This window comes from Paraburkholderia largidicola (assembly GCF_013426895.1).
Lineage (GTDB): Bacteria > Pseudomonadota > Gammaproteobacteria > Burkholderiales > Burkholderiaceae > Paraburkholderia > Paraburkholderia largidicola.
The window spans coordinates 1,167,978-1,181,663 of the sequence record NZ_AP023176.1 but is presented as its reverse complement, the minus strand read 5'-3'; the positions used below and the strand labels follow the sequence as shown (position 1 = coordinate 1,181,663).

15 protein-coding genes are annotated in these 13,686 nt (G+C 65.5%); 11 read left to right on the top strand and 4 right to left on the bottom strand.

Annotation, left to right across the window (positions count from 1 at the left end):
* Positions 1–83: 83 nt before the first annotated feature.
* The 8 genes from PPGU16_RS34075 to speB all read left to right on the top strand — a co-directional run bounded on the left by PPGU16_RS34075 (position 84) and on the right by speB (position 6,871).
* Positions 84–941, top strand: coding sequence for a transporter substrate-binding domain-containing protein (locus tag PPGU16_RS34075; RefSeq protein WP_180725256.1), 858 nt, complete (start codon positions 84–86; stop codon positions 939–941).
* Between the two features lie 18 nt (positions 942–959).
* Positions 960–1,622: an amino acid ABC transporter permease gene (locus PPGU16_RS34070; protein ID WP_180725255.1), complete on the top strand. Its 663-nt coding sequence runs from the start codon at positions 960–962 to the stop codon at positions 1,620–1,622.
* A 15-nt stretch (positions 1,623–1,637) separates the two neighbouring features.
* Positions 1,638–2,303 carry an amino acid ABC transporter permease gene (locus tag PPGU16_RS34065; RefSeq protein ID WP_180725254.1) on the top strand — a complete coding sequence of 222 codons (666 nt, stop codon included), beginning with the start codon at positions 1,638–1,640 and terminating at the stop codon, positions 2,301–2,303.
* Entirely contained in the window at positions 2,300–3,142 is an 843-nt protein-coding gene (locus PPGU16_RS34060) for an amino acid ABC transporter ATP-binding protein (RefSeq protein ID WP_180725253.1), read from the top strand. The genes PPGU16_RS34065 and PPGU16_RS34060 overlap by 4 nt, the downstream gene beginning before the upstream one ends.
* The gene (locus PPGU16_RS34055; protein WP_180725252.1) at positions 3,139–4,404 is read left to right on the top strand and encodes a M20 family metallo-hydrolase; all 1,266 of its coding nucleotides are present in this window, start codon (positions 3,139–3,141) and stop codon (positions 4,402–4,404) included. The genes PPGU16_RS34060 and PPGU16_RS34055 overlap by 4 nt, the downstream gene beginning before the upstream one ends.
* Positions 4,405–4,416: 12 nt before the next feature.
* Positions 4,417–5,127, top strand: a complete 711-nt coding sequence (locus PPGU16_RS34050) for a DUF1989 domain-containing protein (protein WP_180725251.1) — start codon at positions 4,417–4,419, stop codon at positions 5,125–5,127.
* Between the two features lie 204 nt (positions 5,128–5,331).
* Entirely contained in the window at positions 5,332–5,877 is a 546-nt protein-coding gene (locus PPGU16_RS34045; protein WP_238267648.1) for a cupin domain-containing protein, read from the top strand.
* Between the two features lie 43 nt (positions 5,878–5,920).
* Complete coding sequence (gene speB, locus PPGU16_RS34040) at positions 5,921–6,871, top strand: agmatinase (RefSeq protein WP_180725249.1); 951 nt, start codon at positions 5,921–5,923, stop codon at positions 6,869–6,871.
* 15 nt (positions 6,872–6,886) lie between these two features.
* On the opposite strand, the gene PPGU16_RS34035 is transcribed toward speB, so the two are convergent.
* The 3 genes from PPGU16_RS34035 to tauA are packed head-to-tail and all read right to left on the bottom strand — an operon-like array spanning position 6,887 to position 9,578.
* On the bottom strand, positions 6,887–7,771 hold the full coding sequence (locus PPGU16_RS34035; protein WP_180725248.1) for an ABC transporter permease subunit: 885 nt from the start codon (positions 7,769–7,771) through the stop codon (positions 6,887–6,889).
* A complete protein-coding gene (locus PPGU16_RS34030; protein ID WP_180725247.1) occupies positions 7,771–8,550 on the bottom strand; it encodes a taurine ABC transporter ATP-binding protein in 780 nt (259 codons plus the stop codon). Before PPGU16_RS34030 ends, PPGU16_RS34035 begins: the two co-directional genes overlap by 1 nt.
* Entirely contained in the window at positions 8,547–9,578 is a 1,032-nt protein-coding gene (gene tauA / locus PPGU16_RS34025; protein ID WP_180725246.1) for a taurine ABC transporter substrate-binding protein, read from the bottom strand. Before tauA ends, PPGU16_RS34030 begins: the two co-directional genes overlap by 4 nt.
* A gap of 266 nt (positions 9,579–9,844) precedes the next feature.
* Between tauA and PPGU16_RS34020 the strand changes: the two genes are divergently transcribed.
* Positions 9,845–11,185 (top strand): LLM class flavin-dependent oxidoreductase, encoded by a 1,341-nt coding sequence (locus PPGU16_RS34020; protein ID WP_180727080.1) that lies wholly within the window; start codon positions 9,845–9,847, stop codon positions 11,183–11,185.
* Here the strand turns inward: PPGU16_RS34020 and PPGU16_RS34015 are convergent.
* The gene (locus PPGU16_RS34015) at positions 11,182–12,030 is read right to left on the bottom strand and encodes a LysR family transcriptional regulator (RefSeq protein WP_180727079.1); all 849 of its coding nucleotides are present in this window, start codon (positions 12,028–12,030) and stop codon (positions 11,182–11,184) included. The genes PPGU16_RS34020 and PPGU16_RS34015 overlap by 4 nt on opposite strands.
* A 116-nt stretch (positions 12,031–12,146) precedes the next feature.
* On the opposite strand from PPGU16_RS34015, the gene PPGU16_RS34010 reads away from it, so the two are divergent.
* Both PPGU16_RS34010 and PPGU16_RS34005 read left to right on the top strand, forming a co-directional pair.
* The gene (locus tag PPGU16_RS34010) at positions 12,147–12,851 is read left to right on the top strand and encodes a haloacid dehalogenase type II (protein ID WP_180727078.1); all 705 of its coding nucleotides are present in this window, start codon (positions 12,147–12,149) and stop codon (positions 12,849–12,851) included.
* A gap of 19 nt (positions 12,852–12,870) precedes the next feature.
* Positions 12,871–13,656, top strand: coding sequence for an aldolase (locus PPGU16_RS34005; RefSeq protein WP_180727077.1), 786 nt, complete (start codon positions 12,871–12,873; stop codon positions 13,654–13,656).
* Positions 13,657–13,686: the final 30 nt, after the last annotated feature.

Sequence of the window (13,686 nt, the reverse complement as noted above, 5' to 3'; positions counted from 1 at the left end):
GCTTATTGAACCTCATTCAAGTTACTTGAATTGAATTCTTTTAACTTTCATAACCGGCCACGGGCCTCTCACAAGGAAGCGTCATGAACAAGCCTCTCCGCAGTCTGGTCTTCTCGTTGCTCGGTGCGCTCGCACTCGTCACGGCGACGCCGGGCTGGTCGCAAACCGACGACCTGCTGGCGCGCATCAAGACGAACAAGGAAATCACCATCGCGACGGAGGCCCGTTACGCACCGTTCGAATACGTCGATAACGGCAAGATCGTCGGCTATGACGCCGATCTGATGGCTTACGTGCTGAAGTCGATACCCGATGTGAAGGTCAAGCAGCTCGACCTGCCGTTTCAAGGCCTCCTGCCCGGACTCGACGCGAAGCGTTTCGACATCGTCGTGACGGCCGTGACCGTCAACAAGGACCGCGTCAGCCACTTCGCGTTCACCGTGCCCGTCGCCGACGCGACCACGGGCGTGCTGCTGCGCAACGGCGACACGAGCATCAAGTCTCCCGACGACCTGAACGGCAAGATCGTCGGCTCGCAAACGGGCTCGGCGCAGCTGCAGGCATTGCAGGCGCTCGACAAGAAACTGAAAGACGCAGGCGGCCCCGGCATCAAGCAGATCAAGCAGTACGTCGCGTTCGACGAAGCCTATGCCGACCTCGCCGTGGGACGGCTCGATGCCGTCGCGCAATCGGTCGCGAACCTTGGGCCGTTGATGAAATCGCGCCCAGGTGTGTTCACGCTGCTGCCGCAGACCATCGGACCGAAGAGCTACTTCGCGTGGGTCGCGCGCAAGGACAGCGACAGCGCCGCGCTCGTCAAGCTGTTCAGCGACGGCATCGCCCGCGCGAATCGCGATGGCACGATGAAGAAGCTCCAGGAGAAGTGGTTCGGCTCGACGATGGACGTCCCCGCCGACGCTGTCCCCGTGCCCTCCATCTGACTTGCCTCGATCCGATAGATGAACGCTCCCGATCTGCTCGCGCGCTGCGCCGGCTATCTGCCGCAACTGCTGGACGGCGCATTGACGACACTGTGGCTGTCGGCGGCTGCCGTGCTCTGCGGCTTCTTTGCCGGCATCTTCATCTACACGATGTCGGCAAGCGACAGCCGGCTGCTCGCGAGCGCCGCGCGGGTCTACGTCAGCGTGTTTCGCGGCACACCCGTGCTCGCGCAACTGCTCGTGATGTATTACCTGCCGTCGGCGCTCGGGCTCGCGGTGCCCGGCATCGTCGCAGCGGCCATCGGGCTGTCGATGAACACGGCCGCGTATCAGTCGCAGATTCTCGGCGCGGGCTTTCGCTCGATCGCCCGCGGGCAGATCGAAGCAGCCGTCACCTTCAATCTCACGCGCCGTCAGGTGCTGTGGCACATCGAAGTGCCGCAGGTGGTGCGCGTGACGCTGCCCGCGCTCGTGTCGGAGATGATCGATATCGTCAAGGCATCGGCTGTGGTGTCGGTGATATCCGTGACGGACCTGATGCGCGTCGGCCAGCAACTGTCGTCGTCGACGTACCGGCCGCTCGAGGTGTACACGTGCGCCGCGCTCTTCTATCTGGCCATCACGACGCTGCTGTCGTTCGCCGCGCATTGCTACGAGCGGCGCGCGGCGGCGCGCGCATGACCGGGGATCACTCGCATGGATAACCTGCTCGCTCTCGTTCCACGCTTCGCCGACGCAATGCTCGTCACGCTCGAAGTCAGCCTGATCGCGGCCGTGCTCGGCATGGCAGGCGGCTTCGCACTCAACGCGTTGCGCCTGCGTTACGCACGCGCGCTCGCGGCGCCCTACGGTCTGTTCGTCTGGCTGATTCGCGGCATGCCGTATCTGTCGCAATTGATGATCGTCTACTTCGGGCTGCCTGTTTTCGGTATCACGATGACGGCCGTGCAAGCAACGGTCGTGTCGCTCGCGATCTACGCGAGCGCGTATTTCGCGGAGATCTTTCGCGCTGCATGGGCCAGTGTCCCGCGCGGTCAGATGGAGGCCGCGCAGGCCTTCGGGGTGAGCCGCTGGGCCGCGTTCCGCGCGATCGAGTTGCCGCAGGCGCTTGCGTTCGCCGTGCCGCTGCTCGCGAACCAGGTCATTCTCGTCATCAAGGAAAGCGCCGTCGCATCCATCATCACGGTCCCCGAACTGACGATGACGGCCAGCGACATCGTCGCCTCCACTTACACCTACATCGGTCCGTATGCGCTGCTGATCGTGAGCTACTGGCTGCTCACCCAGGCCGTGTCGCTGCTCGCGCAGCGCGCGACGGCGATGATCCCTTTCCTGCAGAACGCCACGAATAAAGCCACATGAGCGCTCAACCCATCCTCAAGCTGCGCGCCGTCGGCAAGTCGTACGGCGCAACCCGCGTGCTCAAGGGCATCGACCTCGACGTGATGCGCGGCGAGATCGTCACGCTGATCGGCCCGTCCGGCTCGGGCAAGACGACCGCGCTGCGCTGCATGAACTTTCTCGAGCCCTATGACGAAGGCGAAGTCTGGATCAAGGGGCAACTGCTCGGCTATCGCTCCGCTGGCCGCACGGCGCGCGATCGCGACAGCGAGGCGAGCATCGCAGAGGTGCGGCGCCCCGTGTCGATGGTGTTCCAGCAGTTCAATCTGTGGCCGCACATGAGCGTGCTCGACAACGTCGCCGCGCCGCTCGTGCTGGCCAAGAAAATGCGCCGCGCGGATGCGCGCGACAAGGCGCGCGCGGCGCTCGCTCGCGTCGGCCTGCAGCACAAGGCGGACGTCTATCCCGCGCGGCTGAGCGGCGGACAGCAGCAGCGCGTCGGCATTGCGCGTGCGCTCGCCATCGAGCCGGAAGTGATGCTGCTCGACGAACCGACATCGGCGCTCGATCCCGAACTCGTCGAAGAGGTGCTGAACGTGATCCGTTCGCTCGCCCAGGACGGCATGACGATGGTCATGGTCACGCACGAAATGAGCTTTGCCGCGAAGATTTCCGACAAGGTCGTGTTCATGGAAGCGGGACAGATCGTCGAGTCGGGGCCGCCTGCACAACTCTTCGGCAACTCGCGCACGCCGCGTCTTCAGCAGTTTCTCAAGCCGTGGTTCGATCGCAGCCTGAGCGTGACCGCGCCCGCAGGAAGAACCGACAGCGTGGAGCAGACTTCGGGAGCGTCGTCGTGATGCGAACCGGTCAACCGGCACACGATGACGTTGCGCTGCGTGCCGCGCAAAGTATCGACGAGACACGCCTGCTCGCGTCGATCGACGCGCTCGCCGCATTCGGCGCGCGGTCCGACGGCGGCGTGAACCGCCCCGCTCTCAGTGCAACGGATCTCGATGCACGCCGCTATCTGGTCGAACGTGCGCACGCGTTGGGCTGCACCGTCTCCACCGACGCATGCGCGAACCTGTTCATCCGCCGGCCCGGCATCGACGCTGCACCGCCCGTGATGACGGGCAGCCACATCGACACGCAACCGTCGGGCGGCAAGCTCGACGGCTGCTACGGCGTGCTCGCCGGGCTCGAGTGCATCGCTGCCCTCAACGATGCGGGCATCCGCACGCGACGTCCACTCGACGTCGCGATCTGGACCAACGAAGAAGGCACACGTTTCGCGCCGGGCGCCATGGGATCGAGCGCGTTTGTCGAGCCCGCGCGCATGCCCACTTACCTCGACGCCGCCGACGCCGACGGCGTCACGCTGCGCGCCGCGCTGGAGAGTCATCGGCGCGCCTTGCCGGATCTGCCGTCACGCGGCGACGCCCTGCCTGCGCATGCGTTCGTCGAGTTGCATATCGAACAAGGTCCGCAACTGGAGAACGCCGACGTGCCGCTCGGCGTCGTCACGGGCATTCAGGGCGTGCGCTGGTACGAATTCCATTGCGAAGGCGTGGCAGCGCACGCGGGCACCACGCCGATGCCGATGCGTCGCGACGCGATGACGCTGGCCGTCACGCTGCGTGCGTCGCTCGAAGAAATCGCCATGTCACTGGGCGGCGAGCACACGCGCGTGACATTCGGGCGCTGGAGCGTGACGCCGAATTCGATCAACACGATTCCATCCGACGTGACCTTCTCCGTCGATTTCCGTCATCCCGACGCCCATGTGCTCGACACGTTCGACACGCTGGTATCCGCTTGCGCCAGACGACACGGCGCGCGCATCGCGCCGCTTTTCACTCACGCGCCAGTGCGTTTCGACGCGACGGTGCTCGCGCGGCTCGACGCCGCCTGCCACGCGCTCGACGCGCCCGCGCTGCGCCTCACGTCGGGCGCGTTTCACGACGCCATGTATCTCGCGCAGCACTGCCCCACGGCGATGCTGTTCGTGCCGAGCCGCAACGGCATCAGCCACAACCCGGCTGAAGCCACGGATGCCCGACACCTCGTGCTGGGCGCACGCGCGCTCGCGCACACCCTCACCACCCTTTGCAACGACTGACAAGGAACCCAGATGAGCACGACCCACACGCATACGCACGCGCATGCCCACGCGGGCGACGACAACGGCACGGAACTCGGCCAGAACGCCACGTTGCACGAACCCATTTCCGCCGACGGCACGCCCGAGCCCGGCAAGAGCTACACGGTGCCCGCGCGCTGCGGCCGCGCCGTGCGCGTCAAGGCGGGGCAAACCATCCGCATCTCGAACCCGCACGGCACGCAGGTCTGCGATACATGGATCTTCAATGCCACGCACCTGAATGAATTCCTCTCGTTCGAGCACACGCGCGCGTATATCGACAAGATCATTCCGCAGCCGGGCGACCCGCTCGTGACGAATCATCGCCGCCCGATCGCCGAACTGGTCGCCGATACGTCGCCGGGCGTGCACGACACGCTGATCGCTGCCTGCGATCTGTATCGCTACCAGAACCTGGGTGTGGAGAGCTATCACGACAACTGCTCGGACAATCTGCGGCTGGCGTTGAAGGCGATCGGGCTGCGCACGCGGGAAGTGCCGCAGCCGTTCAACCTGTGGATGAACATCCCCGTCAAACCGGATTACACGATCGAATGGCTGCCGCCCGTATCGAAAGCGGGCGACCATGTGGACATCAAGGCGGCGATGGATTGCATCGTGGTGATGTCGGCGTGTCCGCAGGATATCATTCCCATCAACGCACTCAACCCGGTCGAAGTCGAGTTCACGGTTCTCGCCTGATACTCGCCAGACCCTTCATTTACGCTGATCGACAGAACGCACACGGTGGCCACCAGAAAAACCCCCACGTCCGGTAACGGCGCTGCCCGCAGGCCGTCCTCACTCGAGCCGCGGCGCGCCGCCAAAGCGCCCCGCGCGGCAGCCTCTCACTCCGCACCAGGCGCGGCGGCCGAAGGGCTCGGCACACGGCTGCGGCACGCACGCATGGTGCAGCAGCTCACGCTCAAGGCGCTGGCGGAGCAGGCGGGCTGCTCGGAGAGTCTGCTGTCGAAAGTCGAAGGCGGTCACGCGACGCCGTCGCTGGCGACCTTGCACCGGATCGCGCTCGCGCTGGACACCAACATCGCTGCACTGGTGTCCGGTCCCGTTGCGACCGTCACGCCCATACAGCGCGCAAGCGAGCGGCCTTCCGTGCGCTTTCCGGGCGCGCTGCAGACGGCTGGCCGACATGGCCGCGCGGGCGGCTCGATCATGCTGGAACGGCTCGTCGTGGCGGGCCCCGGGCAACTGCTGCAAGGCGACATTCACGTGCTCGAACCGCTTGCGCGCAGCGACGAGCAGATCAGCCATGCGGGGGAAGAACTGGGCTATGTGCTCGAAGGCGAACTCGAACTCACGCTCGGCAGCGAATGCTACCGGCTGCAGGCGGGCGATTCCTTCTACTTCCCGAGCACCGAGCCGCACAGTTATCGCAATCCCGGCGACGTCATCACCCGCGTGCTGTGGATCAATACGCCGCCGACGTTCTAAAGCGTGCAGTTGGCGCTAAACGAGAGTGAAACAGGAGTTCAATGTGACGGCAACCGATCTGACCCAGATGCAGCAGCCGCGCTTCGCGGGCATCCCGACCTTCATGCGTGTGCCGTTCAGCACGGACCTGAGCACCTTCGACATTGCGCTTGCCGGCGTGCCATTCGACGGCGGCGTCACGGCGCGCCCGGGTGCGCGCTTCGGTCCGCGCGAAATCCGCAACATGTCCACGATGATGCGCGGCATCCATCACGTGACGCGCTTCAATCCGTTCGACGCCTGCCGCGTCGCCGATATCGGCGATGTGCCGTTCACCGATCTCTATCATCTCGAACGCGCGCACGACGACATCCGCCGTTTCTTCGAACCCGTGTTCCGCGCCGGCAAGCTCGCGCTGACGGCGGGCGGCGATCACTCGATCACCTACCCGATCTTCCAGGCGCTGGCGCCGCGCGAACCCATCGCGCTGGTGCACATCGACGCACACACCGACACCTGGGATTCGTTCAAAGGCTCGAAATTCACGCACGGCGCGCCGTTTCGCCGCGCGGTCGAAGCCGGTCTGCTGGACCCGAAGCGAACTATTCAGATCGGCATTCGCGGCGCGCAGAATTCGGACGAAGGCTGGCGTTATTCGCTCGATCACGGCATGCGCGTGGTGTTCATCGAAGAGTTCGACGAACTCGGGCCGGCCGCTGTCGCCGCCGAAGCGCGGCGCATCGTCGGCGATGCGCCCGTTTATCTGTCGCTCGATGTCGACGGACTCGACCCGGTGTTCACGCCGGGCACGGGCACGCCGGAAGTGGGCGGTCTCACGACCCGCGAGACGCAGGCGCTGCTGCGCGGTCTCGACGGGCTCAACTGGGTCGGGGGCGACGTGGTCGAAGTCTCACCGCCGTACGATCCGAGCGGCAACACCGCGCTCGTCGCCGCGACGCTGATGTACGAAATCTTGTGCCTGCTCGCGAAGCGCGCGAACCAGGCAAGCCGCTAGCCCGCCGCCAGCGCGCTACTGCTTGCCCTTCCACGGTACGAGCTTGCGTTCCAGCGCGCGCATGCCGAGATCGAACAGCCAGGCAATCGCGCCGATCAGCACGATGCCCATCACGACGACATCCGTGCGCAGAAAGCTCGACGCGTTGAGCACCATCTGTCCCAGCCCCGCCGTCGCCGCGACCATCTCGGCGGCGACGAGCGTGGTCCAGCCGAAGCCGATCGCAATGCGCAGCCCGGTGAGAATCTCTGGCAACGCCGCGGGCAACACGACGTGCAGCACGACCTGCCTGAAGTTCGCGCCAAGCGACCACGCGGCATTGATCTGCTCGACGGTGGCGCTGCGCACGCCCGCGCGCGCGGCCATCGCAATTGGCGCGAAGCAGGCGAGCCAGATGACGATCAGCTTTGCCGTTTCATCGATGCCAAACCAGATCACCACCAGCGGCAGATACGCGAGCGGAGGCAGCGGCCGGTAGAACTCGATGGGCGGATCGAGCAGGCCGCGCGCAACCCGGCTCACGCCCATCAATACGCCGATCGGCACGGCCGTCACGCAGGCGAGCGCAAACGCGCCGAACACGCGGATCGCGCTCCACATCAGGTGTTCCGACAATGGCAGGCCGCCCTGAATGCGGCCGTTCCATGCGTCGGCGAATGCGCGCCAGACAGCGTCCGGCGACGGCAGAAACAGCGGCGGCACCCAGCCGAAATGCGACGAGGCCCACCACAGCAGCAGCAACGCTGTAACGCACAGCGTGCTGAGCGCGGCAGTCGGACCTTCGCCGGGTATGCCGCGATTGGCCTTGCGCTTACGTGGGCGGGCCGCGTAAGCGTTGTCGCTATGCGCGGCAGGCAAGCGTCCCGCTACGCTGGGGCGCGAAGAATCGATCGAGTTCATCAGGCGGCCTCCCGCACCGTCTCATGCAAGCGGCGCGTCAGACGCTCGCGCCACGCGATAAAAGCCGCCGACGACTTCACCGCACGCGCATCGCGCGACGCCAGGTATTCGCGTGCGAACGGCAGTTCATGCACTTCCGCGACGCGTCCCGGGCCAGGCGTCATCAGCACGAGACGCGTCGCGAGAAACAGCGCCTCTTCGACGCTGTGCGTGATGAAGAACACCGTCTTTTGCGTGCGCGACCACACGTCGAGCACGAGTTCCTGAACCGTTTCGCGCGTGAGCGCATCGAGCGCGCCCATCGGCTCGTCCATCAACAGCACTTGCGGATCGCTCGCCAGGGCGCGGGCGATGCCCACGCGCTGCTGCATGCCGCCCGACAGCGCGTAGACCTTCGCGTTCGCATGCCGCTCCAGCCCGACGAGCGCCAGCGTGCGCCGCGCGATCTCGTGCCGCTCGTCGCGCGCGACGCCGCGAAAGCGAAGTCCGAGCGCGACGTTGTCGAGCACGTTGAGCCACGGCATCAATGCATGCTTCTGGAACACGACGCCGCGCTCCGCGCCCGGCCCTTCGATGGGCGCATCGTTCAGGCGCACCTCGCCTTCCGTGGGATCGACGAAACCCGCGATGCAATTGAGCAGCGTGGTCTTGCCGCAGCCCGACGCGCCGAGTGCGACGACGAACTCGCCGCTGTCGATACGCAGATCGACGCCCGCGAGCGCGGGCCCATCCGCACCGTCATAGGTCACGCCGACGCCGCGGATTTCCAGCGTGCTCATCGCGCGGCCTGTTGCGCGAAGCGAGGATTCACGGCGCTCGAGTAATCAGGCAGCACGTTCTGGATCGTGCCCTGCGTCTTCAGGAACGCCGCCGTCGCCGCCAGCGATGCCGCCGCGCCCGACTGCTTGCCGCCGCCGAGCCACGTCGGCGACGCCTGCTCCGCGGCAGTCGGGAACGCGTACAGCGCGAGGCTGGCGGGCACGTCGGCGGGCGTTGCGCCCGACTCCTGCGCAACGGCCTGCACTTCCTTCGACGCGGGCGTCCATGCCGCCTTGTGCTCGCGATACTGCGCATCGGTGTCGGCCAGCACCTTGACGAGGCCCGTCATGAACGCGGCGTTGTCGCGCTCGAACTGGCGCGCGGCGACGAAACCGTCGAAGGTCGCCTTGCCCGATTCCTTCGCAACTTCACCCGACGTGATCAGCACCTTGCCGTTCTGCTTGACCTTCGCGAGCACGGGGTCCCAGATGTACGTCGCGTCGATGTTGCCGCGCTGCCAGGCGGCCGCGACCTCGGGCGGGCGCAGGTTGAGAATCTTCACCGTCGACGGATCGACACCTGCCTGCTGCAATGCCACGAGTGCATGGAAGTGCGACGTCGACACATACGGCAGGCCAATCGTCTTGCCCTTCAGATCGGTGAGCTTCGTCACGCCCGAGCCGTCGCGTGCAACGAGCGCTTCGGCATCGTTGATGTTGTCGAGAATCCAGAACAGCGACAGGTCCACGCCTTGCGACAGTCCCGCCGCGATCGGGCTGGAGCCTGCTTCGCCGAGCTGGATGGAGCCTGACGCGAGCGCGCGGATGACGTCCGCACCGCTGCCAAGCTTGCGGTACGTGACCTTGTAGCCGGTGGCTTTTTCGACGGCGCCCGTGACCTGCGCGTAGCGCCACGGCACGACCATGTCCTGATAGCCGATCACGACTTCGCGGGTTTCGGCGTGGACGGGCGAGACGATCGCGGCCGACGCCACGACGAACGCGGCGGCGTGCAACGCGCGGCGCAGGAGGGAGAAAGTGTGGTTCATCGAAAGGTTGCGTGCTGGTTATGGAGACTGCATGAGGCTTCCGACTATAGGCACTTCTCGCCGCCGTCGTTCGAATGTTTCGTGCGTAGCAAATCACGCCGTTGCAGCTTTGCTTTTCATGCCGAAACAGCGAATGCCGCCGATATCACCGCGCTTATCGGCCCACTTGTGCGTTTGGCATTTGGCCAGCCGGATTTGCGCGCTTGTCGTATCGTATTTCGCGCATGCTTCGCAACCTGCTTATCTTTTCGGCAAGGGCTTCCATCATGACCCGGTCCCGTCAGTTGCATCTCGGCGCTTTCATGCGCCCCGTCAGCCTGCATACGGGCGCGTGGCGCTTTCCCGGCGCGTACCCCGACGCAAACTTCAACATCGCGCATCTGAAACGCTTCGTGCAGACACTCGAACGCGCGTGCTTCGACGCGTTCTTCATGGCCGATCATCTGGCCGTGCTCAACATGCCGCCCGCCGCGCTCCGGCGCAGCCACACGGTGACATCGTTCGAGCCCCTGACGCTGCTCGCCGCGCTGTCGTCGGTGACGGAGCGCATCGGGCTGATCGCGACTTCGTCGACGACGTTCGACGAGCCGTATCACGTCGCGCGCCGCTTCGCTTCGCTCGATCATCTGAGCGGCGGGCGCGCCGGCTGGAATCTCGTGACCACATCGAATCCCGATGCGGCGCTGAACTTCGGACTCGAAGCCCATGTCGAGCACGGCGAGCGCTATCATCGCGCACGCGAGTTTTACGACGTCGTCACGGGCCTGTGGGATAGCTGGGCCGACGACGCGTTTGTTCGCGACGTCGAAAGCGGCGTGTTTGTCGACACCGGGCGGATGCATGTGCTCGGCCACAAGGGTGAGCATCTGTCGGTGCGCGGGCCGCTGAATATCGCGCGGCCTGTCCAGGGCTGGCCCGTGGTCGTGCAGGCGGGATCGTCGGAAGCGGGACGCCAGATCGCCGCCGAAACGGCCGACGCCGTGTTCACCGCACCGCCCTCGCTGGAAGAAGGCAAACGCTTCTACGCCGATGTGAAAAGCCGCGTCGAGCGCGCAGGCCGCGACCCGGATCATCTGAAGATTCTGCCGGGCGCGTTCGTCGTAGTCGGCGATACCGTCGATGAAGCACGCGAAAAGCGCGCGCTACTCGATACCTTCGTGCACTACGACAGCGGCATCGCGTCGCTGTCGATCGCGCTCGGCCATGACGTGTCGCAACTCGACCCGGATTCGCTGCTGCCCGAGATTCCCGAAAGCAACGCCAGCAAGAGTTCGCGGCAACGCGTCGTCGATTGGGCGCGCCGGGACCAGTTGACGATCCGCCAGCTTGCGCAGCGGATCGGCGGCTATTCGGGGCTGGAAATGGTCGGCACGCCCGCGACGATCGCCGATCAGATGGAACAATGGCTGACCGAGCGCGGCTCGGACGGATTCAATGTGATGTTTCCGTATCTGCCAGGCGGCCTCGACGATTTCGCCGATAAGGTCGTGCCAGAACTGCAACGGCGCGGCATTTTCCGGCGCGCATACGAAGGCACGACGTTGCGCGATCATCTTGGCTTGCCGCGACCGGAAAACCGTTTCTTCGCGCGGCGCAGCGGCGACTAGACCGACACCGCCTCGCGCAGGAAATCCACCAGCGCCGATTGCACTGCGTTCATCGCGCCGCCCGCGCCGATGAGCGCGAGTTCAGTGGGCGGCAGACGCGGCAGGTCGAAGCACACGCTATGCTCGGGCAGCACGGCCGTGGTCGGCAGCACGGTGATGCCGAGGCCGGAAGCGACAGCGGCCTGAATGCCCGTCAGGCTGTGGCTGCCGAACGCGACGCGCCAGCTTCGCTGCGTATGATCGAGACTGCGGATCGCGCGCTTGCGGTACACGCAGCCTTGCGGAAACAGCGCCAGCGGAATCGGCTCGCCATCTTCGGGTGGCACTTCGATCATGCGCCCGCGCACCCACACCAGCGATTCGGGCCACGACGCGAGACTCGGTCCGCTGCCCGGCTCGCGTTTGACGAGCGCAATCTCGATTTCCCCGCCCGACAGCTTGCGGTACAGATCGGCGCTCATGCCCGCGACCGTTTCGAGCCGCGCCTCGGGCCGCGCCTTGACGAAGCCCGACAGGATCGACGCCATGCGCCTGGCGTCGAAGTCTTCCGGCACGCCGATGCGGATCGGCGTGCGCCAGACGTCGCTCGCGAGCGCGTCCTGTGCCTCCTGCGACAGCGCGATCAGGCGGCGTGCATATTGCGTCAGCAGTTCGCCGTGCTCTGTCGCCGTCACCTGGTTGCCCGTGCGGTCGCGCATCAGCAGCGTACGGCCGACCAGTTCTTCGAGGCGCCGCACCTGCTGGCTGACCGTCGACTGCGTGCGGTGCACACGGTCGCCGGCCCGTGTGAAGCTGCCTTCGTCGACGACGCACACCAGCGTCTTCAGAAGTTCGAGATCGAGCATGGCGAAGGCCTCATATTTACGTTTCCACTGAGCATGCCATTTTAATTTAATTTCCCAATATGCGGCGCGAGGCATAGTCTGTGTTCCATATCGACGCCACCCGAAAGGAGCCTCACATGTCACTCGACAACACACCGCGCCCGTCGTGGCTGACCTTCGACTGCTACGGCACGCTGATTCAATGGGACGAAGGGCTGCTGGACGCCGTCACGGCGATCCTCGCCGGCAAGCACGCCGCCGCCATCGATCCGCGCGAGTTCATCGCGGTCTACGACGGGCACGAGCACGCGCTCGAACAGACGCCGCCGCACCGTTCGTTCCGTGAAGTCGCGGGCAAGGCGCTGCGCATCGCGCTGGAGGAATTCAATCTGCGCGCCGACGACAACGACATCCTCATGCTGACCAGCCGCATCTCCGCGATGCCGCCCTTCCCTGAAGTGACGGGCACGCTGCGCGCGCTGAAGGAAGCGGGCTACCGGCTGTGCATTGTGTCGAATACCGACGACGACGTGATCGCCGGCAATGTCGCGCAACTGGGCGGCTATATCGACCGCGTGATCACCGCGCAGCAGGCAGGCGCGTACAAACCCAACCGGCGGCTTTTCGACTATGCTCACGAACAGCTAGGCGTCACGCGCGACGAGGTCGTGCATATCTGCGCGAGCCCGCATCTGGATCACGCGGCGGCGCGCGATATCGGCTTTCGCTGCGTGTGGATCGACCGTGGCACGGGCCGCCAGCGGCTGCCCGACTACACGCCCGACGCCACGCTCGCGACGCTCGACCAGGTGCCGCCGCTGTTCGCGTCGCTTGGCTGGTAAAACGCGCAAAGGACCTGCAATGGCACATACGCTCAACGTCAATACCTCCGCTGTCTCGCGCCGCGCCGCGCTCGATTCCGACGCGGTGCACACGGCCCGCATCGAACTGGCCGCGTGTTTTCAGCTTGCCGCGCAGCATGGCCTTGAAGAAGGCGTGTGCAATCATTTCTCGGCCGTCGTGCCGGGACATGACGATCTGTTCTTCGTCAATCCGTATGGCTATGCGTTTTCGGAAGTCACTGCGTCGCGCCTGCTGATCTGCGATTTCGACGGCAACGTGATCGAGGGCGACGGCAGCCCGGAAGCGACCGCGTTCTACATTCACGCGCAGTTGCATCGGGCCATGCCGCGCGTGAAGGCCGCGTTTCACACGCATATGCCGAACGCGACCGCGCTGTGCCTCATCGAAGGACCGCCGCTGTTGTGGCTCGGGCAAACGGCGTTGAAGTTCTACGGACGCACGGCCGTCGACGAGCACTACAACGGCCTCGCGCTCGATACATCCGAAGGCGACCGCATCGCGGAAGCCATGGGCGACGCGGACATCCTGTTCCTGAAGAACCACGGCGTGATGGTGGCGGGCGCGAGCATCGCCGAAGCCTGGGACGATCTGTATTACCTGGAGCGCGCCGCCGAAGTGCAACTCAAGGCGATGCAGGCCAACCGGCCGCTCAAGCCCGTGCCGCACGACATTGCGCAGCGCGCGTACGAGCAGATGCGGCTGGGCGACAAGGAAAGCGCGCGAGCGCACCTCGACAGCGGCATGCGGCGTCTGCGCGACGCGGGCAATCGCTTCGAGAAATGATCCGGCAACGCGTCCGATCAAGAGCGGCCC